This is a genomic window from Limosilactobacillus ingluviei DSM 15946, from assembly GCF_001435775.1.
GTDB lineage: Bacteria > Bacillota > Bacilli > Lactobacillales > Lactobacillaceae > Limosilactobacillus > Limosilactobacillus ingluviei.
In genome coordinates this window covers 1-19,011 of record NZ_AZFK01000030.1, presented here as the reverse complement: position 1 = coordinate 19,011, position 19,011 = coordinate 1, and the positions used below count along the sequence as shown (strand labels likewise).

The 19,011-nt window shown below is 53.3% G+C and carries 20 protein-coding genes, 5 tRNA genes and 1 riboswitch; of the genes, 17 read left to right on the top strand and 8 right to left on the bottom strand.

Annotated features, from left to right (window positions below; all coding sequences use genetic code 11):
• The first annotated feature begins 64 nt into the window (after window positions 1–64).
• On the top strand, window positions 65–730 hold the full coding sequence (gene pgmB / locus FC43_RS04845; protein ID WP_056954559.1) for a beta-phosphoglucomutase: 666 nt from the start codon (window positions 65–67) through the stop codon (window positions 728–730).
• A 35-nt stretch (window positions 731–765) separates the two neighbouring features.
• On the opposite strand, the gene FC43_RS04840 is transcribed toward pgmB, so the two are convergent.
• Window positions 766–1,581: a lp_1002 family arylesterase gene (locus FC43_RS04840; protein ID WP_056954578.1), complete on the bottom strand. Its 816-nt coding sequence runs from the start codon at window positions 1,579–1,581 to the stop codon at window positions 766–768.
• Window positions 1,582–1,626: 45 nt separating this feature from the next.
• Between FC43_RS04840 and FC43_RS04835 the strand changes: the two genes are divergently transcribed.
• The 8 genes from FC43_RS04835 (at window position 1,627) to FC43_RS04795 (ending at window position 5,311) form a co-directional block, all read left to right on the top strand.
• Window positions 1,627–2,079, top strand: a complete 453-nt coding sequence (locus FC43_RS04835) for a GNAT family N-acetyltransferase (RefSeq protein WP_056954557.1) — start codon at window positions 1,627–1,629, stop codon at window positions 2,077–2,079.
• Window positions 2,080–2,119: 40 nt separating this feature from the next.
• A riboswitch (Lysine riboswitch) is annotated at window positions 2,120–2,294 on the top strand.
• A gap of 99 nt (window positions 2,295–2,393) precedes the next feature.
• The gene (locus tag FC43_RS04825) at window positions 2,394–3,875 is read left to right on the top strand and encodes an amino acid permease (protein WP_056954553.1); all 1,482 of its coding nucleotides are present in this window, start codon (window positions 2,394–2,396) and stop codon (window positions 3,873–3,875) included.
• A 102-nt stretch (window positions 3,876–3,977) separates the two neighbouring features.
• Window positions 3,978–4,619, top strand: a complete 642-nt coding sequence (locus FC43_RS04820) for a deoxynucleoside kinase (protein ID WP_056954551.1) — start codon at window positions 3,978–3,980, stop codon at window positions 4,617–4,619.
• A gap of 58 nt (window positions 4,620–4,677) precedes the next feature.
• Window positions 4,678–4,750, top strand: a tRNA-Val gene (locus FC43_RS04815).
• A gap of 13 nt (window positions 4,751–4,763) precedes the next feature.
• Window positions 4,764–4,847: transfer RNA gene (locus FC43_RS04810), tRNA-Leu, on the top strand.
• A gap of 223 nt (window positions 4,848–5,070) precedes the next feature.
• Window positions 5,071–5,142 (top strand) — tRNA-Gly (locus tag FC43_RS04805).
• A gap of 13 nt (window positions 5,143–5,155) precedes the next feature.
• Window positions 5,156–5,229: transfer RNA gene (locus FC43_RS04800), tRNA-Arg, on the top strand.
• 8 nt (window positions 5,230–5,237) lie between these two features.
• Window positions 5,238–5,311: transfer RNA gene (locus FC43_RS04795), tRNA-Pro, on the top strand.
• A 20-nt stretch (window positions 5,312–5,331) separates the two neighbouring features.
• On the opposite strand, the gene FC43_RS04790 is transcribed toward FC43_RS04795, so the two are convergent.
• Window positions 5,332–5,511, bottom strand: coding sequence for a hypothetical protein (locus FC43_RS04790; protein WP_056954550.1), 180 nt, complete (start codon window positions 5,509–5,511; stop codon window positions 5,332–5,334).
• A 54-nt stretch (window positions 5,512–5,565) separates the two neighbouring features.
• Here FC43_RS04790 and FC43_RS04785 point away from each other — a divergent pair, with 54 nt between their 5' ends.
• The 7 genes from FC43_RS04785 (at window position 5,566) to FC43_RS04755 (ending at window position 13,959) form a co-directional block, all read left to right on the top strand.
• Window positions 5,566–5,865 (top strand): hypothetical protein, encoded by a 300-nt coding sequence (locus FC43_RS04785; RefSeq protein ID WP_056954548.1) that lies wholly within the window; start codon window positions 5,566–5,568, stop codon window positions 5,863–5,865.
• Window positions 5,866–5,992: 127 nt separating this feature from the next.
• A complete protein-coding gene (locus FC43_RS04780; RefSeq protein ID WP_056954546.1) occupies window positions 5,993–6,487 on the top strand; it encodes a mucin-binding protein in 495 nt (164 codons plus the stop codon).
• A 168-nt stretch (window positions 6,488–6,655) separates the two neighbouring features.
• Window positions 6,656–8,887: a C39 family peptidase gene (locus tag FC43_RS11305; RefSeq protein WP_056954545.1), complete on the top strand. Its 2,232-nt coding sequence runs from the start codon at window positions 6,656–6,658 to the stop codon at window positions 8,885–8,887.
• 91 nt (window positions 8,888–8,978) lie between these two features.
• On the top strand, window positions 8,979–10,322 hold the full coding sequence (locus FC43_RS04770; protein WP_056954541.1) for a TrkH family potassium uptake protein: 1,344 nt from the start codon (window positions 8,979–8,981) through the stop codon (window positions 10,320–10,322).
• Window positions 10,315–10,989, top strand: a complete 675-nt coding sequence (locus FC43_RS04765) for a potassium channel family protein (RefSeq protein WP_019206804.1) — start codon at window positions 10,315–10,317, stop codon at window positions 10,987–10,989. The genes FC43_RS04770 and FC43_RS04765 overlap by 8 nt, the downstream gene beginning before the upstream one ends.
• A 176-nt stretch (window positions 10,990–11,165) precedes the next feature.
• Entirely contained in the window at window positions 11,166–12,554 is a 1,389-nt protein-coding gene (locus tag FC43_RS04760) for a class II fumarate hydratase (RefSeq protein ID WP_056954540.1), read from the top strand.
• Between the two features lie 13 nt (window positions 12,555–12,567).
• Window positions 12,568–13,959, top strand: a complete 1,392-nt coding sequence (locus FC43_RS04755; protein ID WP_056954538.1) for a flavocytochrome c — start codon at window positions 12,568–12,570, stop codon at window positions 13,957–13,959.
• A gap of 60 nt (window positions 13,960–14,019) precedes the next feature.
• On the opposite strand, the gene FC43_RS04750 is transcribed toward FC43_RS04755, so the two are convergent.
• The 5 genes from FC43_RS04750 to FC43_RS04740 all read right to left on the bottom strand — a co-directional run bounded on the left by FC43_RS04750 (window position 14,020) and on the right by FC43_RS04740 (window position 15,737).
• Window positions 14,020–14,238: a hypothetical protein gene (locus FC43_RS04750; RefSeq protein ID WP_056954536.1), complete on the bottom strand. Its 219-nt coding sequence runs from the start codon at window positions 14,236–14,238 to the stop codon at window positions 14,020–14,022.
• 18 nt (window positions 14,239–14,256) lie between these two features.
• On the bottom strand, window positions 14,257–14,400 hold the full coding sequence (locus FC43_RS11050; RefSeq protein ID WP_156648276.1) for a hypothetical protein: 144 nt from the start codon (window positions 14,398–14,400) through the stop codon (window positions 14,257–14,259).
• 26 nt (window positions 14,401–14,426) lie between these two features.
• Complete coding sequence (locus FC43_RS11045; RefSeq protein WP_156648274.1) at window positions 14,427–14,600, bottom strand: hypothetical protein; 174 nt, start codon at window positions 14,598–14,600, stop codon at window positions 14,427–14,429.
• Entirely contained in the window at window positions 14,587–14,886 is a 300-nt protein-coding gene (locus FC43_RS04745; RefSeq protein ID WP_056954534.1) for a hypothetical protein, read from the bottom strand. Before FC43_RS04745 ends, FC43_RS11045 begins: the two co-directional genes overlap by 14 nt.
• Before the next feature lie 221 nt (window positions 14,887–15,107).
• A complete protein-coding gene (locus tag FC43_RS04740) occupies window positions 15,108–15,737 on the bottom strand; it encodes an NAD(P)H-dependent oxidoreductase (protein ID WP_235807587.1) in 630 nt (209 codons plus the stop codon).
• Between the two features lie 185 nt (window positions 15,738–15,922).
• Here FC43_RS04740 and FC43_RS04735 point away from each other — a divergent pair, with 185 nt between their 5' ends.
• Window positions 15,923–16,834: a DMT family transporter gene (locus FC43_RS04735; protein ID WP_056954530.1), complete on the top strand. Its 912-nt coding sequence runs from the start codon at window positions 15,923–15,925 to the stop codon at window positions 16,832–16,834.
• 240 nt (window positions 16,835–17,074) lie between these two features.
• Here the strand turns inward: FC43_RS04735 and FC43_RS04730 are convergent, their stop codons facing one another.
• On the bottom strand, window positions 17,075–18,451 hold the full coding sequence (locus tag FC43_RS04730) for an APC family permease (protein WP_056954528.1): 1,377 nt from the start codon (window positions 18,449–18,451) through the stop codon (window positions 17,075–17,077).
• Between the last annotated feature and the right edge of the window lie 560 nt (window positions 18,452–19,011).

Sequence of the window (19,011 nt, the reverse complement as noted above, 5' to 3'; positions counted from 1 at the left end):
TAGACGATCGCTAAGGGGGCGGGGGCAACCCCGCCCCCTTAGCTTTAACCGGGAGGAATTATTCATGAAATTTGCAGACATAAAAGGATTTGCCTTCGATTTAGATGGGGTAATTGCGGACACGGCCAAGTTCCACAGTCAGGCTTGGCACCAGACGGCCACTAAAGTCGGAACCGAATGGACCCCCGAATTGCAAGAAGCCTTAAAAGGGGTCAGCCGGATGGACTCCTTGGAAATGATTCTCAAGGCCGGGGGGCACGAAAATGACTACTCTTTAGCCGAAAAGGAAGCCCTGGCGGCGGAAAAGAATGACAACTATGGCAAGCTGATTGCCACTTTGACGCCGGCTGACATCCTGCCGGGGATGCAGGCGTTCTTGGATGAATTACGCGCCGGGGGCTACCAAATGGCCTTGGCTTCAGCGTCGAAGAATGCGCCAAAGATTCTCAAGTACCTGGGCTTGACCGATTACTTTGTCGGGATTGTCGACCCAGCGACCCTGCACGCCGGTAAGCCGGACCCGGAAATCTTTGCCCGGGCGGCTGAAGTAATGAACCTGCCGGCTGATCAAGTCGCCGGGTTGGAAGACTCCGCGGCGGGGATCCAATCAATCAACGGAGCGGGTGAGTTGTCAATTGGGATTGGTGACCAATTGAGTGCTGCCACTGTGAAGTTTACCGATACTGCCCAGGTTAGCCTGGCTAACTTGCGAGCAGCCTTAGGGGAATAAGCAAAAAGGGTGCGCGATTCGCGCACCCTTTTTGCTTAGAATTGGTGATGATCAGACTGGAGCCATTCAACGGCTAAGTCGACCCAGTGCGCCACGTGGGGCTGGTTGCCCGCTGGATGATGGGCGACCAGGGCGTTGGCCAAGTCCATACCGTGCGGGCCGTGTTCAAAGAGGTGTATTTCCTGGGAAATACCGGCGGCTTGTTGAGCCAGGAAATAATTGATCGTATTTTGCACCGGGACGATCGGGTCGTCTAACGTGGCCCATAAGAAGGTTGGGCGGTTGGTAGCAGTCACGTGCTGGCTGGCATTGTACTTAACCGGGGTATCGGTCCACTGGGCGAGGGTCGGCGCGTCAGTCGGGAAACCCGCGTCCAGATCGATCACGGGGTAGCCTAAAATTAGATCGGTAAAGGCCAACTCGGCAGTCGTAACGCCAGCGCCCTGAGCCAACCACGAGGCGTCCCAGTAATCATTAAAGAGGGCCGTGACTTGGCCGCCAGCCGAAAAGCCGAGGAGGTGGAGGTAGTCATTAAGGTGCCAGGTGGCCCGGTGCGTGTTGATCATGGCAACGGCTTGGGCCAAATCATACAGGGGCGCTGGGTAGAGCGGGGTCTGGTCACTGACAAAGGAATAGCGTAGAATGAAAACCTGAAAGCCCCGGCTGGCAAAGGCGAGGGCCGTCTTTTCGGTTTCTTCGACTGGAATATGGGTCATCGAGCCACCCGGAATGATTAAGAGCGGCGCAAATTGCTGAACCGTGCTACCGGGGGTCGGGGTCTGCAGGTAGGCCGTCAAAGTCGCCGGCGTGGTCCGGTGGTCGGTCGTTAGTGAATACGTTTGTACTTGCATCGTCATCAACTTCTTTCTCAATTGTGTCGTCTGGGGGTAATTGTAATGCAAAATGCGCAACAAGCAAAGTTAAAGGGCCGTTGGCTGGCGCCAGCTGATTTGGCAGCGGTGATGGCTTTGCTAGCGGATGAAGCTTTGACTCAGGCGGCGGGCTTGACCTTGGCGCCGGATCCAGCCTTGCGTCAGTGGGCTGTCAGCAATTGGCTGCAAGAGCGGTATTTATGGGGCTTGTGGGCCGGAGAACAATTAGTGGGGATGATTGCGACCTTTCCGCAAGCGGAAACTGAGTGGGCGTTGGGTTACCTGTTAGCACCGGCTTGGCAAGGCCACGGTTTGATGACAGCGGCAGTGGCCACTTTTTTACGGGCCAACCCGACGCTAGCGTTGGTGGCAGAAGTAACAGCTACCAACCGGGCTTCCCAGCGGGTGTTGGAACACAATGGCTTTCAGCGCCAAAAGCAAGGGGCCGTCTTTACGTACCGGCGCGGGCGAGATTAAATCTTGCATTCTGCCGACCGGGTCGTTATAATGAAAAAAGTTTAAGAGAAGAGGTTGCACCCTTCATCAGTACTTTGTGGGAGCCGAGCAAGCGGCTGGGAACGGAAAGGAAAGGGCGGGGTGCCGAAATCAAAATAGGCTTGTGGCTGTTTTGGTTGGGTCGTGGCTTAAGAGGTCACGGACTGTCGCGAATATCGCGGGGCGCTTCCAATTCATCGCTGAAATAGTGGGATTGACCGGGCGTTTTGCGGTCAATCCCTTTTTTCTTAGCTTTAAAATTAGCTGCAATAATTTCAGTTTAGGAGGAAGTTGAAATGGATACAAAGAATGAAGGGCAGATTAAGCGCTCCCTTCAAACTCGGCACCTGTCGATGATTGCCCTCGGGGGTTCAATTGGGACCGGGTTGTTCATCGCTTCGGGTTCGGCAATTACCACCGCCGGTCCCGGGGGGGCGTTGATTGCCTACGGGGTGATGGGGATTATGGTCTACTTCTTGATGACCAGTTTGGCCGAAATGGCAACCTACATCCCCCTGACCGGTTCGTTTGCGGCGTATGCCGGTAAGTTTGTCAGTCCGGCCTTGGGCTTTGCTCTCGGGTGGAACTACTGGTTTAACGCTGCGATTACTGTGCCGGTGGAAATTACGACCGTCGGGCTGGTGATGAACTTCTGGTTCCCGCACGTACCGGCTTGGATGTTTAGTGGGGTGATCTTCTTAGTCATCTTCATTATCAATTACCTGTCGGTCCGCTCCTACGGGGAAACCGAATTTTGGCTGGCCTTGATCAAGGTCCTAGCCGTAGTGGCCTTCTTAATCGTTGGGGTCTTAGTAATCTTTGGGATTATGGGAGGCCAAGCGCCGATTGGTATGCGCAACTTTACCTATAAGGAGGCGCCGTTTGTCCACGGGGTGCCCGGGATTATCTCGGTCTTCTTAGTAGCCGGCTTCTCCTTCCAAGGGACGGAAATGATCGGGATTGCGGCCGGAGAATCGGCCAACCCTGAAAAGAGCGTGCCTGAAGCGATCAAGTCGACCTTCTGGCGGATCCTCTTGTTCTACATTTTGACGATTTTTGTGATTGCCGTAATCTTGCCGTACACGAATAAGAACCTCTTGAGTGCCGACGTCCAAGATATTGTGACGAGTCCGTTTACCCTGGTCTTCCAACGGGCCGGGTTAGCGGCGGCGGCCAGTGTGATGAACGCCGTGATCTTAGTCGCGGTCCTGTCGGCAGCCAACTCCTGGATGTATGCTTCGACGCGGATGCTGTACTCCCAAGCGCGGGAAGGCTACGCGTGGAAGATCTTCGGGATTGTCAACAAGCGCGGGATTCCGATTTACGGTTTGTTAGGGACCACGGTCGTTGGGGTCTTGGTTTGGTTGACCCAGTTTATCGGACCCGAAGCCTACAATTACTTAGTCGCGGCCTCGGGGTTGTGTGGTTTCATCGCTTGGTTTGGGATCGCAATCAGCCACTACCGCTTCCGTCGAGCCTTTATTGCTCAGGGGCATGACGTGAAGGAATTAAAGTACCACGCCTTGCTCTTCCCGTTTGGGCCGATCTTTGCCTTTATCTTGTGCATTGTCGTAATTGCCGGGCAAAATATCGACGCTTTCTTGAAGTTGGATTGGTCCAACATTTTGATCAGTTACATGAGCTTGCCGCTGGTCTTGATTCTCTTCTTCTACTACAAGTTCCGCTACGGTTCAAAGCTGATTCCGCTCGACCAAGTCGACTTGTCACGCAAGACCAAGGGCGAAAGCTTTGAGGATGAAGAGCACCACGAAGCATAAAAAATTTGGAACCGCGGGGACTTCCCCGTGGTTTTTTTATCAGAACAAGTTATAATAGATTGCGTTGCACTTTTAGATCAAAAAATTAAGTGAGGGATGTTCATGATTGTACTTGCCGGAACGATTGGAGCGGGAAAAACCAGTCTGACGCAAATGTTAGCTGAGCACTTGGGGACAAAGGCCTACTATGAATCGGTTGATGACAACCCGATTTTGCCCCTCTTTTACCAGGATCCGCAAAAGTACGGCTTCCTCTTGCAAATTTATTTCTTAAACCGCCGCTTGGATGAAATCAAGGAAGCGGCCCAACACAAGTTAAGTGTGCTGGATCGGTCGATTTTTGAAGACAACTTGTTGTTCCGCTTGAATGCTGATTTGGGCCGGGCGACGGGGACGGAAGCCGATATTTACTCCTCACTGCTGGGGAATATGTTGGAAGAACTACCGAACCAACCATTAGCTAAGAAGCCGAGCCTCTTGATTCACATCAAGGTTTCTTTCCCGACAATGTTGGAACGGATTAAAAAGCGGGGCCGGGCTTACGAACAAATTGATGCTGATCCGAGCTTGTATCAATATTATGAAGAATTGAATCAGCGCTACGTAGACTGGTATGTGCACTATGACGAAAGTCCGAAGATGATGATTGACGGCGACAAGTACAATTTTGTCGAGAGTCCCGCCGCGGCCAAGCAGGTTTTGGCGATGGTTGATCAAAAATTAACGGAATTAAATTTGAAATAGGGGTTGCAAAATCTCACCGTTGGGCTTAAACTATAGAAGTTGTTTGAGTTCAACACATGGAGGATTAGCTCAGTTGGGAGAGCGTCTGCCTTACAAGCAGAGGGTCACAGGTTCGAGCCCTGTATCCTCCATTTTTTTATTTATGCGGATATGGCGGAACTGGCAGACGCGCAAGATTTAGGTTCTTGTGTCCCTTGTGGCGTGGAGGTTCGAATCCTCTTATCCGCATATCGGCGAGCCGGTGGGAGACCACCGGCTTTTCTGTTTTGTAACGAAGAATCAGCCCCGAAGTTACGATAAAAGTAGTGTCCCGTAAGCGATAATTTAGCGGCGAACGTAACGGGCCAAATTTTTGCAAAAAACTTTTAAAATAGTGTTGACACTTTGGGGGTGATCCGGTAATATATATAACTGTTGAGAGGATAACTTCTCAAAGCTAAGTTAAACATTTGCGGAAGTAGTTCAGTGGTAGAACATCACCTTGCCATGGTGGGGGTCGCGGGTTCGAATCCCGTCTTCCGCTTTTTAATTATTACGCACCCATAGCGCAATTGGATAGAGTGTCTGACTACGAATCAGAAGGTTGAAGGTTCGACTCCTTCTGGGTGCATTTTTTCTCGGAAATTAGCTCAGCTTGGTAGAGCACTACGTTCGGGACGTAGGGGTCGCACGTTCAAATCGTGTATTTCCGATTTGAGCTATTAAGGGGGCTTCACCCAAGGTTAAATCCTTGTGGTGAAGCCTTTTTTGCGTTGTCAAAGTTACACCAAAATTCACCCAGTTTCATTTTGCCGGGTAAATTCTGTAATAGATTCTGTAATGAGATTTGGCCGATTCTGTAATCAAAATTCAGCAAGGCAATCATCAGCGTCAGCGCTTGAAACGTCGACATTGGGCTTTCCTTTCGTCCAGAGTTGTTCCATGTTTTACATAGCAGGAGAGTCGCATGAAAGAACTTCTTTTTATTTTCGGAGTCTTGTTTATCGGATCAGGAATAAATTTTCTGCGGGGGAAAAGTTTAAGATTACTAGCTGGTAATCTTTGGGGTGATGAAAACAACAATGTCAATTCTGAAGCAGCCAAAAAAATGGGCAAGATTGTCAGTCCAGCAATCATTACACCAAGGATAGCCTTACTGTTTTATGCTTTTGAATTGTCAAGGCTAGCCAACATCGTGCTCGCATTCGTCATTGGATATTCAATAGTTATTATCGTAATTGTCTACGTGAAGTATGCGAAAAATTAGTCTAACGTAAGGTTTTTGCGTGTTTGACGCGGAGGATTTCTTGAGTTTCTTATAATATGCTTTATAATTTGTGTGATTTAAAAAGTTAAGATGGTGGCAAGTGCTGAATCCTATTGGTAATAAATTTATGGAAAGTGAAACGCGGCCTAAGCTAACTGGTGCGGTAACGTCGGTCCGCCAAACTGCTACATTGACTCGGACGGCGGATGTCGACGAGGTGACGGGAGCAGTTAATTACAGGGCCTGGTCGACCAGGGAATGGCCAAGTTATGTGGTGCCAAGCGTCCCAGGCTACACGCCGTCCCGGGCAGCTGTGGCTAGCGCAATGGTTGACGCGGCGACCCTGGACCAAACGGTTATGATTACGTACGCACGGGAGCAAGCCGCAAAGGGCAATCAGCTGGCGCAACCACCGGTGATCAAGGCACCCCCAGCTAGTGGTAAGCCACAGGAAGCCGTGGGGCTGAACTCAGCGGAGAACCGCCCAGCTGCCCAGCCGGCCCGCTTACCGCAAATCGGGGACCAAACCAATCCAGCTGGTGTCCTAGGCTGGAGCCTCTTGGGTCTGCTGACCCTGCTAGGCTTGAAGCGGAAACGACGGGATGAAGGTAAAGGAGGTTAATCGCGCTCAACTAAAGTGAATAAGGATTAAAATGATGCAAAGCCGTTGCCTCTTAAGCAAAGTTAGGGGGCCGCGGCTTTTGGTATTTTTTTGGCGAAGTGGTCGCCGGCTTGCTGCGCATTTGGTACAATAAACAGATAAATGTGAATTTTTAAGGAGGAAAAAGTGATGAAACGATTGCGCAGGGACTCCGTTACTCGTTTCACCAAACGGTGGTTGTTGAGTGGGATCGTGGTGATGGGCGTTAGCTGGCCGGTGTTGGCTCACGCGGATGTGGGGCCGCTGCCGGCCCCGCAACAGACGCCTCAAGCAACGACGCCAAAGCAGGTGGCCACCCAACCGAAGGCACCAACGATTGCGGGTCACGAAGTGTACGAAAATGGGCACTGGTACTTAAAAGATGCCCAGAATCAATCACTGAGTGCGTGGCAAAATCTGTCTGATCAGCGGCTGGCTTACTATCATCCGACGACCAAGCAGATGCAATACGGGGAACAAAACGTGGCCGGCCAGTGGTATTTCTTGGATCAGCAAAATGGGGACGTCAAAACTGGCTGGTATAAGCTACCGGACGGGCGACAAGTTTATTACGACGTGACCAAAGGTGACCACCAAGTAAGTGGGCGCGGGATGTTGCACGGCCAACAGGACGTGGGTCAGGCGACCTACTATTTTGACGACTGGAATGGGGCTCAAGTGACGGGCTTGAAACAAGTTCAGGGCAAGACCTATTACTATGCCCCGGCAATGGTAAAAAACAGAGAAGCCTACGCCAACGGGCACTGGCGCTATTTTGGGGCTGACGGGACGATGCAGACCGGCTTTGTTCAGCTCAAGGACGGACGAACGGTTTATTACAACGGCGCCGGTGAGATGCGTTATGGCGAACAAGCCATCAACCACCGCTGGTACTACTTTGACCCGGTAAATGGGGCAATGAAGCGGGGCTGGTTTACCCTGCCGGACCGGCGGAAAGTCTACTATGACTTGCAAGCCAATGGTCAAGGGCGCGGGATGTTGCACGGCCAACAGAATGTGGGGCAGGAGACCTACTATTTTGACGACTGGAATGGGGCCCAAGTGACGGGCTTGAAACAAGTTCAGGGCAAGATTTATTACTATGCCCCGGCAATGGTAAAAAACGGAGAAGCCTACGCCAACGGGCACTGGCGTTACTTTGGGGCTGACGGGATGATGCAGACCGGCTTTGTTCAGCTCAAGGACGGGCGGACGGTTTACTACAACGGTGCCGGTGAGATGCAGTATGGCGAACAAGCCATTAACCACCGCTGGTACTACTTTGACCCGGTGAATGGGGCAATGAAGCGGGGCTGGTGTACCCTGCCGGATAAGCGTAAGGTCTACTATGACTTGCAGGCCAATGGTCAAGGCCGTGGGATGTTGCACGGCCAGCAGCAACTAGGGGACCAAATTTATTACTTTAATGAATGGAATGGGGCCTTGCGCACCAACTACGCCCACTACCTGGCCAAGGTCGGTAAGCTTCAGTACTACGGCAGCGATGGTAAATTGGCGCGGCGCCAAACTGTCCGGGCCGAGGGGCAGTACCAAGCCGACGAGCTGGGTTACTTAGCCTTAAAGCTGGGGGAAAACTTAGTCGGCACCAACTGGTACCTCGTCTCAGCGGCGGGGCGGCTCTTAACGGGCTGGCAGGTAATTGCTGGCAATCGGACCGTCTACTATGATCCGGCAACGGCCGCAATGGTAAAAGGTGAACGCTACCTGGCGGGGCATTGGTATTACTTTAACCCCGTGGATGGCCACCGCAGCACGGGGTTGACTCTGCTGCCAGACGGGCGTTACGTCTACTATGTAGCCAACGGGCAGATGCAATACGGCCGGGTCCAAGCCGGCCGGATTACCTACTTCACGAACCGGGCATCCGGTGCGATCGAAGGTGTCTATAATGATGCGGAAGTAATTGGTCAAAATCCAGAACTGCCGACCGGGTGTGAAATTACGGCCGTCACGATGATGCTACGTTACGCTGGTAAGGACGTCAATAAGATTCAACTTGCCCGCGAAATGCCCCGCAGTAACGACGGCAATAAGGGCTTCGTTGGCGATCCCTTTAGTGTGACCGGTTGGTGGATCTTCCCCACTGGGGTCGCCCCAGTGGTCAATCACCACCTCGGCCACAGTGAAGTGATGACGGGTGCCAGCTTGGCGGCGATCAAGACTAAGTTGATTTTAGGGCACTTGGTTGTCGCGTGGGTGGCCAACGTCAATGGTTTTGTCAACCACGCCATTGCTTTGACCGGGTATCAAAACGATCGCCTTTACTTTAACAACCCATGGACCGCCCGCAAGGAAAGCATGAGCGTAGCTGAGTTCTACCAACATTGGAACCAGGACGCACAACGGGCGTTAAGCTATTAATTACAGACAGGGATTTGAGGTTGCTCGGATCCCTGTTTTTTAATAGCATGTTATAATGAACAAGCATAACTGTTGATTGGAGGCAAGTAAGATGATCGAAATTAATCACCACCGGTATTCCTTTCCCAAACTGCTGACCTTGGGCTTTCTGGCGGTGATTGCGGTCGGGACGATCTTGTTGTTGTTGCCCTTTGCGACCCGGCCGGGTAGCCAGACGGGGTTGATGACGGCGCTGTTTACCTCCACCAGTGCCACGTGTGTCACCGGGCTGACCCTGGTTGACACCGCGACGCACTGGACCCCCTTTGGCCAGCTGGTGATTGCCTTGTTGATGGAAATCGGCGGGCTGGGATTTATGACCTTTGCCGTTATGACCTCCCTCTTGATTCGGCGCCGTTTGAAAATGTCAACCCGGTTTTTGGTCCAGGAGTCCCTGAACTTGGATAATGTCTCGCAAATTCAAGTCGTGACCTTGATCATTAAACTGTCACTGTTGATCCAATTACTGGGGACCGCCCTGTTGTACGCGGACTTTGGGCCCCGCTATGGTTGGGGCAAGGGCCTGTGGTACAGTTTCTTCCACTCGATCTCAGCTTTTTGTAACGGTGGCTTTGACCTCTTTGGCAATTCTTTGGCCAATTTCCGCAATGACCCGTACCTGCTGGTGATCTTTGCGGTCTTGATCATTGCCGGCTCCTTTGGGTTCTTGGTCTGGCAAGACTTGTTGCAATTTAAAAAGGCCCACCGGATGTCCTTGCATACCCACCTGGCCTTAAAGACCGGGGCGACGATCATGGTGCTATCGGTCATCGTCTACTTGATTACCGAAAAAAACCTCAGCCAGTTTGATGGTCAAATGGGCTGGGGGATGCGGCTGGTCAATTCGATCTTTATGGCGATCACGCCCCGCACGGCTGGATTGACGACCTTTTCTTATACCGACCTGTCGGCGGCCGGCTTATCGTACACGATGCTATTGATGTTTATCGGGGGGACACCAGGGTCGACGGCCGGGGGGATCAAGACGACGACGGTTGGCCTGTTGACCTTACAAGCGGTGGCGACCTTGCGTGGGCACCGTGATCCGACCCTGGCCCACCGGCGCTTCCGCCAGGACAACGTCTTTCGCGCCTTGACTCTGCTCTTTGTCGCCTTGATCATTATTGCCGTGGCGATCTTGATTTTAGCGGAGACCCAGGTCTTGCCGGAGCGCAATCCCTTGACCTATCTGACCTTTGAGGTGATGGCGGCCTTTGGGACGACCGGGATTTCCCTGGGGGTCACGGCGAAGCTGAATTTACTGGGCAAATTGGTGATCATGGCCTTGATGTTCATTGGGCGGGTCGGCATCTACACGGTGATGTTCTCGATTTTTAATGCCCAACCGAAGCAACCAAGTTATCGGTATCCAGAGGAAGGTGTTTTAATTGGCTAAGAAGGAAAGTTTTGCGGTGATTGGGCTGGGCCAATTTGGTTCGGCGATTTGCAAGGCCTTGGTGCGGGCCGGCCAAGAAGTCATGGCGATTGATGTTAATGAAGCCGTCGTCAACGATTTTGCCGACTTGGTGATGCGGGCGGTGATTGCCGATGCCCAGGATGAAGACGCGATGCGCGAATTAGACCTCGGGCATTTTGACCACGTCTACATCTCAATTGGCAAGCACGTTGAAACCAGCATTATGGCGACCTTGATTGCTAAGGATCTGGGGGTCAAGGATGTGGTGTGCCGGGCTGAAAACCGCAACCACGCCCGGGTCTTGGAACGGATCGGGGCTGACATGGTCGTCCGGCCAGAACACGATTTGGCGGAACGGCTGGTCTTTTCCCAGCTGCACCCGTCGGTTTTGGATTACGTCCGGATCAGTAAAAACGTGACCTTGGCGGAAATCGAAGTCAACAATCCGGCCTTTTATGACAAGACCCTGGATGAAATGGACTTTCGGAACCGTTACCACGTGAACGTGATTTTGTGCGTAGATAAGGATGATCAAATCAACCAACTCCCCCAGGGCAGCGACCGGATTCACCAGCACGATAAGCTGACGGTGATTGGGCCGATCGAAGCCGTGGGCGAATTAAATGATTTATTGCAGAAAAAATAAGGGGCTGACCGTTAGTTGACGGCCGGCCTTTTTGCGTAGGGACGGTAAGGAAGAGTGGGGGATAAATAAAATTAATGGAACCAGTTAAATTTGACTATCTGGACCAAGGCGGGTAGGATAGAGCCAATCTGAAACGTGTAACGATTCACAAAACCAGTCAAACGGAGGAAAGCAAGATGCCAGCATTTCGTACTGAAGCCGATACCTTAGGTCCCGTGCAAATCCCAGCGACCGCTTTGTGGGGACCGCAAACGGAACGGAGTCGCCATAATTTTCCGACCGGGCAATTCATGCCCTTAGCCATCATCCGGGCCCTGCTCAACATTAAGAAAGCCGCGGCCCAGGCTAACTTGGCCACCGACCAACTCAGTCCCGCCAAGGGCCAATTGATTGTCCAAGCCATTGATGAACTGCTGGCGTTGGATGATGAAGCCTTGCGCCAGGACTTTCCGCTTAAGGTCTACCAAACGGGGTCCGGGACCCAGACCAATATGAACGTCAACGAAGTGGTGGCGAATAAATGCAAGCAATTGCAGCCGGAGTTGCCCATTTTGCCAAACGACGACGTTAACCGGGGGCAAAGCTCCAACGATACGTTTCCCACGGCGATGAACATCGTCGCCGTCGAAGCCCTCGATCAGCTGCTGCCGGCCGTCCAACACTTGATTGATGAATTAAAGGTCAAGCAGGACCAATACTGGCATACCGTCAAAGTCGGGCGGACCCACCTGCAAGACGCGACGCCGCTGACCTTTGGCCAAGAAATTTCCGGTTACGTCGCGGCCTTGGAACACGATTTAGCCTACTTGCAAACCTTAGCGCCGACCCTCTTGGAACTGGCAATCGGCGGGACGGCGGTGGGGACTGGACTGAATGCGGCGCCGGGCATGGCCGACCAGATTGCGGCAAAAATGAGTGCTATTTACGGGCACCATTTCACCGCCCAAACCAACAAATTCTATGGGCTCGCCCATCACTCAGGGTTGGCGGTAGTCCACGGGGCTCTCAAGACCCTGGCCGCCGATCTGTTCAAGATTGCCCAGGATCTACGCTTCTTGGCTTCGGGACCCCGGGCGGGGTACGGGGAATTAAACCTCCCGGCGAATGAACCGGGTTCCTCAATCATGCCCGGCAAGGTTAACCCGACCCAAGCGGAGGCGGTGACGATGGCGGTGATGCGGGTGTTTGGCAATGACGTGGTCGTCTCAATGGCCAGCTCCCAAGGCAACTTTGAAATGAACGTCTTCAAGCCGGTCTTGATTGACGCCTTCTTAGAATCCGCGGACCTCTTGACCGGGACGATCACCGGCTTTGCGGACAAGCTGGTCCATGGTTTAACGGTGAATGAAGCGCGGATGAAGGAATTGCTGGCCAACTCCTTGATGACCGTGACCGCCTTGTCTCCCCACCTGGGCTACCACGCCAGTGCCAAGATTGCCCAAGCCGCGGCCCAAAACGGGACGACCCTGCGGGAAGCGGCGTTGGCGTCCGGCCAGGTGACGGCCGCGCAATACGATGAGTGGATGGACCTACTCAAGATGACCAATGTTGATGGCAACGACTAGAAAGGATAGAAGCATGGCAGAATTTCAACCCTTGCCAGCCGGCCAGCTGGCTGACCAGTATGACGTAATTGTAATTGGCTCCGGGGCAACCGGTTTGACGGCGGCGATTCAGGCGCGGGAATTGGGCCTCGATGTCGTGGTCTTGGAAAAAGAGTCCCAGCTGGGCGGTAACACCAACCGGGCGTCCTCGGGGATGAATGCGGCGGAGACCAACGTGCAATTAAAGCACGGGGTGATTGACAACGTGGCGGACTTTTTTCACGAAACTTATCAGGATGGCGGCCGGCTCAACGATAAGGATTTGTTGGGCTACTTTGTCTACCACACCGCGCCGGCCCTTGCCTGGCTGGCCGACCACGGCATTCCATTGACGGACCTGACGATTACCGGGGGGATGTCGCGCAAGCGGACCCACCGGCCGGCTTCACTCGCGCCGATTGGGAGCTTTTTGATCCAGCGGCTGCTTCATGTGGTCCGGGAAGCTGAAATTCCGGTCTTTGCCCCAGTCAAGGTTACCGAGCTCTTAAAGGAGGCCAGCGGCGCGATCAGCGGGGTGAAAGTGGTCGCAGCCGGCACTGAGCGGAGGGTGGCGGCCCAGGCCGTGATATTGGCCACTGGGGGCTTTGGGGCGTCTAAAGAATACATTTCCCGCTTCCGGCCGGACCTGGTCAACTACAAGACGACCAATCAGCCCGGGGCGACGGGGGACGGCTTGCAGCTGGCTGAAGCCGTCGGAGCGGAGTTAATGCAAATGGATCTGATCCAAATTCACCCGACCGTCCAACAGGATCACCCCCACGTTTACTTGATTGGAGAAGCGGTGCGCGGGGAAGGGGCGATTTTGGTCAACGACCAGGGGCAACGCTTCGTGAATGAATTAGCGACCCGCAAGATCGTGTCCAATGCCATCACGGCTTTGCCAGCCCACAGCGCGTATTTGATTTTGGACCAAGGCATTCGCGACCACGTTAAGGCGCTGGAATTCTACGACCAGGTCGGGCTGGTCGTCCACGGGGCGACCTTAGCCGAATTGGCGGCCAAGCTGCAGATTGACCCGGGCAATTTGCAAGCGACGGTGACGGCATGGAATACCGCGGTGCAAGCCCACCACGATGAAGCTTTCCACCGGACAACGGGGATGGAGCGCGGGATTGAACAGCCCGGCTTCTTTGCCATCCACGTCGCCCCCGCCATCCACTACACGATGGGGGGCATTCACATCACCCCGAAAACGCAGGTCTTGGACGGCAACGGGCAAGTAATTCCCGGGCTCTTTGCGGCCGGGGAAGTGGCCGGAGGCCTGCACGGCAACAACCGGGTGGGCGGCAATTCGATTGCCGAAACGGTCGTCTTTGGGCGCCAAGCTGGTCAACAAGTAACGCTTTATTTGCGGAGCTTAAAATAAGCGTAGTAAAACAATGGCCCCGGCCAGTGTGATGGACACACGGTCGGGGCCATTGTTAGCTTAGTGGCTGTTAGTAAGCTGGGCTTGATCGTAGTACCGTTGGGCTTCTGACTTTGAAATACCATAGAGCTCAGCGAGATCGGTAATCACAGTCGCTTGATCCGCTCCGCGTTGACGAGACCAAATGATAAACTTCTGGACGGTCCGATTGCGTTCGGTGTTCAACCCTTGTTCTTCCCCAGCATCAAAGCGTTCCTGCATTTTCAATTCATAAAGCATATTCTCCAGCCACCTTTCTTAGTTCATTTTGATCGATTTGATTTCGGTTTGAATTTGTGTGATAAACTTATCCTTATTATTCACGTTCCCGGCCATCAGGTCAAGGAAGAGGCCCAGGGCGCCAGCGCGGCGGTAATCGCTGGCCGTGGCGTTAAAGATCACGCTGTGTTAGCCGTTGTGCGCGGTCATCAAGGGATTGGTAATTTCCCGGTCTTCAAAACGGTAGCGCGCCCAGCCGCGGCTGAATCAAATTGGCAGAAAAAGATGACGTAGGTCGGGAAAGTGGCTAATTGGCGGTAACTGTCGCTAGAGCGCAGCAGCAACTGGTCCATCAGCGAATCCGCTCGGCTAAGTCCGTTCATCTTTGACCTGCATCTCTAGGACAAAGGTCCGCCCCGCTTCGTCTTGGGCGTAGATGTCGTAGCGGACCGCCCGGGCCAAGAGGGCGCTGTGGACGTCTTGTTGGGGGTTGACCAAGTGCAACGGGCCCACCTCCAGTTCGGGGAGGGCCCGCTGGACGAGCTCGGTACACAGGGTCGGATTTTGCATCACCATCTCAAAGATCAGCTCGCTGGTGATCGTTTTGGCTTGCCAAGCCTGCCAGAGTTGGCGGGTCGTGGCTTGGAATTGCGCCAGACTGGTTATCATAACATGACCTCCTGAAAATCAGTAGTAGGGAAAATACTCCCTAACTTATATATCCGTTTTTTAGCCCGAAAATTATTTTTGTGAACGGTAAAATTTTGATGAGAAAAACGGGTGGGACGCAAGGCCAGTGAGTGCAACTGTTTGGGCCCGTTGGTCAAGTTTGCGGAAAAATTTTTTCACAAACTAAAAGCGACCACGCGCGGGGCTTGGTCGCTAAAAAATTACATTTCTTCGTAAATATCCGTCAGGGGTTGGCGCACCTTCGGGGTGATTTCCTGATCGCGGTAGCCGAAGCTAGCCATTACAGCCACGCCCCAGTGTGCGGGATCCATCACGCCCCGGTCGGCTAGGTACTGGTTCATCTGCGCGTAGTTAAATCCTTCGATCGGGCAGGAGTCAACATCCAAGCGGGCGGCGGCCATTAGCATGTTGGCCAAGGCCAGGTAGGCTTGACGACTGGCCCAGTTGTAGCGGTCCTGGTCGGTTTTTAACTGCAGATCATTTTCCTGGAAGTTCTTGAAGTTCAGGGTCCGGGGATCCGTTTCGGAAAATTCCTTGTGCTTGATGTCGCGCACTAAGTGTTGAACGTAAGGGCTGTTATAAGTGACATCCTTGCGGACCAGGATCGCGATCAATTTATCAGCCCCCTTGGCACTGGCGACCGCACCCCAGGCAAAGGGTTGGATGTCTTGGCGGGCTTGCTGATCTAAGAGGATAAACTTCCAGGGTTCATAGCCATAAGAGCTTGGTGATAAGCGGCCGGCGGTCAGAATCATTTCCCAATCGGCGGGAGCCAGGTGCTTGCTGGGATCATATTTCTTAGTAGCGTAGCGACGGTTTAAATCGTGCAAAATCTGTTGGCGAATGGCTGCTTTTTCTATTTTGATTACCTCTCTTATTTAGTTTATCAATAGCTTACCTAATTGGAAGCGGTTTTTCAACTTTGACCTTCCTTTTCCTCAGGATTGCTGCTTGCCGGGGCGCTTCCCGGGGGTGCATAATTAAAAGCAAATTAATTGAAGCGGGGGGAAACAACATGTGGTTGCTGGCTTTACTGCCGATCGGAATGGGGGCCTTACTGGGGGCGCAAACGGCGATTAACGCCAAGTTACGGGGCTTGGTCGGGTCACCATACCTGGCCTCGGCAATTTCGTTTACGATTGGGACCGCGGCTTTGGCAATCGTCGCGTTCAGCCAAGGGGCGCTGGTGGGATTTCACTGGACGGGACCGTGGTGGCTGTGGCTCGGCGGGCTGTTTGGGACGATCGGGTTGACGATGAATATTTTGCTCTTTTCGAAGCTGGGCAGTGTCCAGACCGCGGTGCTGCCAATTTTTGGGCAGATTATCGCCAGTGCGCTCATTGACCAGCTGGGTGCTTTCTTTGCGCCGTTTCACCCCTTGACCCTGGTCAAAGGCGGTGGCTTGGTCTTGGTTGTAGTTGGGGTGCTCACGACGGTCATGGGTCCAACCAATTTAACTCGGACGCCTGTGCCACACCGCTTGTGGTGGCAGCTTGGCGGGATTGGGGCTGGGATGTTAATGGCCAGCCAGATTGCGATTAATGGCCACCTCGGGACGGTGCAGCACTCGGCCTTGGCCGCAGCGACCTACTCCTTTGCCTCCGGTGCGGCCTTGCTTTGGTTGCTGTGTTTGGGGAAGCGGGTCCCCTTGACGACGATCAAGGCGGCAACGCAGCAAGGCCCGCGGGCCTGGTGGATCTGGCTGGGCGGCCTCTTTGGGGCGGTGTACGTCTTTGGTTCGGCCTGGTTGGTGACTTTACTGGGAACCGGCCAGATTGTGGTGTTGGTCTTGTTTGGCCAACTGACCACCAGTGCAGTGATCGAACACTTTGGCTTCTTGGGTAGCGTCAAAGCGCCGGTCGCCCGGCAAAAGGTATTGGGCTTGATCATCATGTTTATTGGCGTGGTGTTGACGAAATTAGCATAAGGAAATCCCCCGGCTGATAATCAGGTCAGCCGGGGGATTAATTTTAGGTTGTAATTAACTTTAAAGCGGTCAGAGCAGAGTAATGAGAGTGGGAAATAACATGCTCGGCAAGCCGGATGGATCGCTCATTAACGATAAAAGTTCAACGATAAAAGTTCGCCAGTGCTAACGGCGTTTAAGGTTTCACCACGCAATCAAATTCACAAAAAAGCGGCCACCGTTGCCGGTCGCCGCCAGAATTTATTGGTCTTTGTCGTTATCCAAGGGGTGTTCAATGTTCATGGCCTTATCCACCCGGCGTTGGTCGAGCTTTTTCACCAGGTACAAGACGGGCAGGCCGACGATCACGACCCCGATGAAGAGCAAGACGCCGGCTGGATCGTTGATCACTTCGCTGACCAAGACGAAGAGCCCGCCGATAATTGCCAGAATCGGGATCCACGGGTACAGCGGCGTCGAGAAGGGACGGGCGCTGGCGTCATTGCGCTTGCGGAGGATAAAGATGCCAAAGAAGGCCAGCGTGTAGAAGCAGTAGACGGTAAAGACGCACAAATCAGAGAGCCGGTCGGGGTTAAAGAAGATCATCATTACGGTCGCCAAGACAATGATGAAGATCGTCGCCACGACCGGGGCCTTGGCCTTGGGCGTTAGGTAGGCCAGGTAACGGGAGAAGGGCAAATCGCGCCGCTTGGCCATCGCGTAGACGATCCGCGGGAAGGTCAGCATCTTCCCGTTGATCGTCCCCATCATGGAAATGATGATCCCGGCCGACAAGAGCTTCCCGCCGATCGGGCCAAAGGCGGCCGTCGCCAGGTAGGCAGTGGTGTTTTCGCCCAGGGTGTGGATCTGGCTGGCCGGCAAAAAGCGCAGGACGGCCACGGTAATTAAGGTGTAGATGACCAAGACGGCCGTGATCCCGATGATGATGGCCTGGGGCAGGATCTTTTGGGGGTGCTTGATTTCGCCCCCGAGGTTGGCAATCAAAATCCAGCCGTCGTAACCAAAGAGGGTGGCTAAGACGGCGACCCCGAAGTTGCCTGAGGCGGCGCGGATTTCCCCGACCGTTTGGCCCAAGGCGTTATGGTGACCCCAGAAGAGGCCAAAGATGATGATCGCAGCAATCGGCACCAGTTTACCAATCGTGGTAATGACCGAAAAGGCGGCCCCAATCCGGTTTTCAAACATGTTCATCAGCCCAATCGCGAGGATGGTGATCAAGGCCAGTGGGATCCGCCAGTTGGCCCCGAGCCCGAAAAAGTTGGTCATCAAAATACTCATAAAGCCAGCGACCGACGCGATGATCGCTGGACCATAGACGATCACTTGCATCCAGCCGGCTAAAAAGCCCCACAGCCGGCCGTATAAATCTTCAATGTAGACGTACAATCCCCCCGTGTAGGGCATCTGGGCACCGATTTCGGCAATCGTCAGCCCGGCGGTCAAGGTTAAAATCCCGCCGACGACCCAGGCGAGGATCGCCATGGTGGAATTGCCGGCACTATCGAGCACCGAGCCTTGCTTAAAGAAGATCCCCGAGCCAATGATCGTCCCGACCACAATCGACAGCGCCGAGCCCAGCCCGAGCGAACGCTTCATTTCTTCCTTTGGTGTTTGCATCGTATTCCCTCCATTCGCAAATGAAAAAACCGGATTCACCCCCACCAAGTAAACCTTGGTGGTTAAGTGAATCCGGTTATTTGACGTTGCTTTTTAATCAATGCCAAATCACTCAACCAACAAGGGCGCTGGTTGAGGAGGAAGAGCTACTGATATTGAATTGGTATGGAATCATAAGCAGAACCTCCCTTGGCATTTGGATGAGTTAATCCTAACAGATTCTTGAGCCCGAGGCAAGAAGTTTTCATCCTTTTCTCATTTTAACCAGTTGATGTTAGGCGAAAAAACTAAAGTTAAAGGCAAAGCAGCAAACGTGAATAAGGATAGCTTCACTGGTCGCAAGGGGCGAGATTAGCAGCGATGAAAAGACGTTACCGTAAGCCGGGGCAGCAACGACCAGTGCTTTCGCGGCCAGTGGTTTGGGCATGTTGGGCTTGGGCAAGAAACGCAAGCAAATTGCAGTGACACCAAATTAGGATGCTAACACGCAAAAGGGCGCTCTACGTGATATGCTCCCTTTTAGGTGGAGAAACGAATTATGTAAAATTCGATCTCACCTG

Coding starts and splice junctions, on each gene's coding strand:
- FC43_RS11045 (WP_156648274.1), bottom strand. CDS start 14,600: ATGAACGGACTTAGCCGAGCGGATTCGCTGATGGACCAGTTGCTGCTG.
- FC43_RS04780 (WP_056954546.1), top strand. CDS start 5,993: ATGGAAAGTGAAACGCGGCCTAAGCTAACTGGTGCGGTAACGTCGGTC.
- FC43_RS04840 (WP_056954578.1), bottom strand. CDS start 1,581: ATGCAAGTACAAACGTATTCACTAACGACCGACCACCGGACCACGCCG.
- FC43_RS04770 (WP_056954541.1), top strand. CDS start 8,979: ATGATCGAAATTAATCACCACCGGTATTCCTTTCCCAAACTGCTGACC.
- FC43_RS04735 (WP_056954530.1), top strand. CDS start 15,923: ATGTGGTTGCTGGCTTTACTGCCGATCGGAATGGGGGCCTTACTGGGG.
- FC43_RS04785 (WP_056954548.1), top strand. CDS start 5,566: ATGAAAGAACTTCTTTTTATTTTCGGAGTCTTGTTTATCGGATCAGGA.
- pgmB (WP_056954559.1), top strand. CDS start 65: ATGAAATTTGCAGACATAAAAGGATTTGCCTTCGATTTAGATGGGGTA.
- FC43_RS04760 (WP_056954540.1), top strand. CDS start 11,166: ATGCCAGCATTTCGTACTGAAGCCGATACCTTAGGTCCCGTGCAAATC.
- FC43_RS04750 (WP_056954536.1), bottom strand. CDS start 14,238: ATGCTTTATGAATTGAAAATGCAGGAACGCTTTGATGCTGGGGAAGAA.
- FC43_RS04825 (WP_056954553.1), top strand. CDS start 2,394: ATGGATACAAAGAATGAAGGGCAGATTAAGCGCTCCCTTCAAACTCGG.
- FC43_RS04730 (WP_056954528.1), bottom strand. CDS start 18,451: ATGCAAACACCAAAGGAAGAAATGAAGCGTTCGCTCGGGCTGGGCTCG.
- FC43_RS04820 (WP_056954551.1), top strand. CDS start 3,978: ATGATTGTACTTGCCGGAACGATTGGAGCGGGAAAAACCAGTCTGACG.
- FC43_RS04755 (WP_056954538.1), top strand. CDS start 12,568: ATGGCAGAATTTCAACCCTTGCCAGCCGGCCAGCTGGCTGACCAGTAT.
- FC43_RS04835 (WP_056954557.1), top strand. CDS start 1,627: ATGCAAAATGCGCAACAAGCAAAGTTAAAGGGCCGTTGGCTGGCGCCA.
- FC43_RS04790 (WP_056954550.1), bottom strand. CDS start 5,511: ATGTCGACGTTTCAAGCGCTGACGCTGATGATTGCCTTGCTGAATTTT.
- FC43_RS11305 (WP_056954545.1), top strand. CDS start 6,656: ATGAAACGATTGCGCAGGGACTCCGTTACTCGTTTCACCAAACGGTGG.
- FC43_RS04745 (WP_056954534.1), bottom strand. CDS start 14,886: ATGATAACCAGTCTGGCGCAATTCCAAGCCACGACCCGCCAACTCTGG.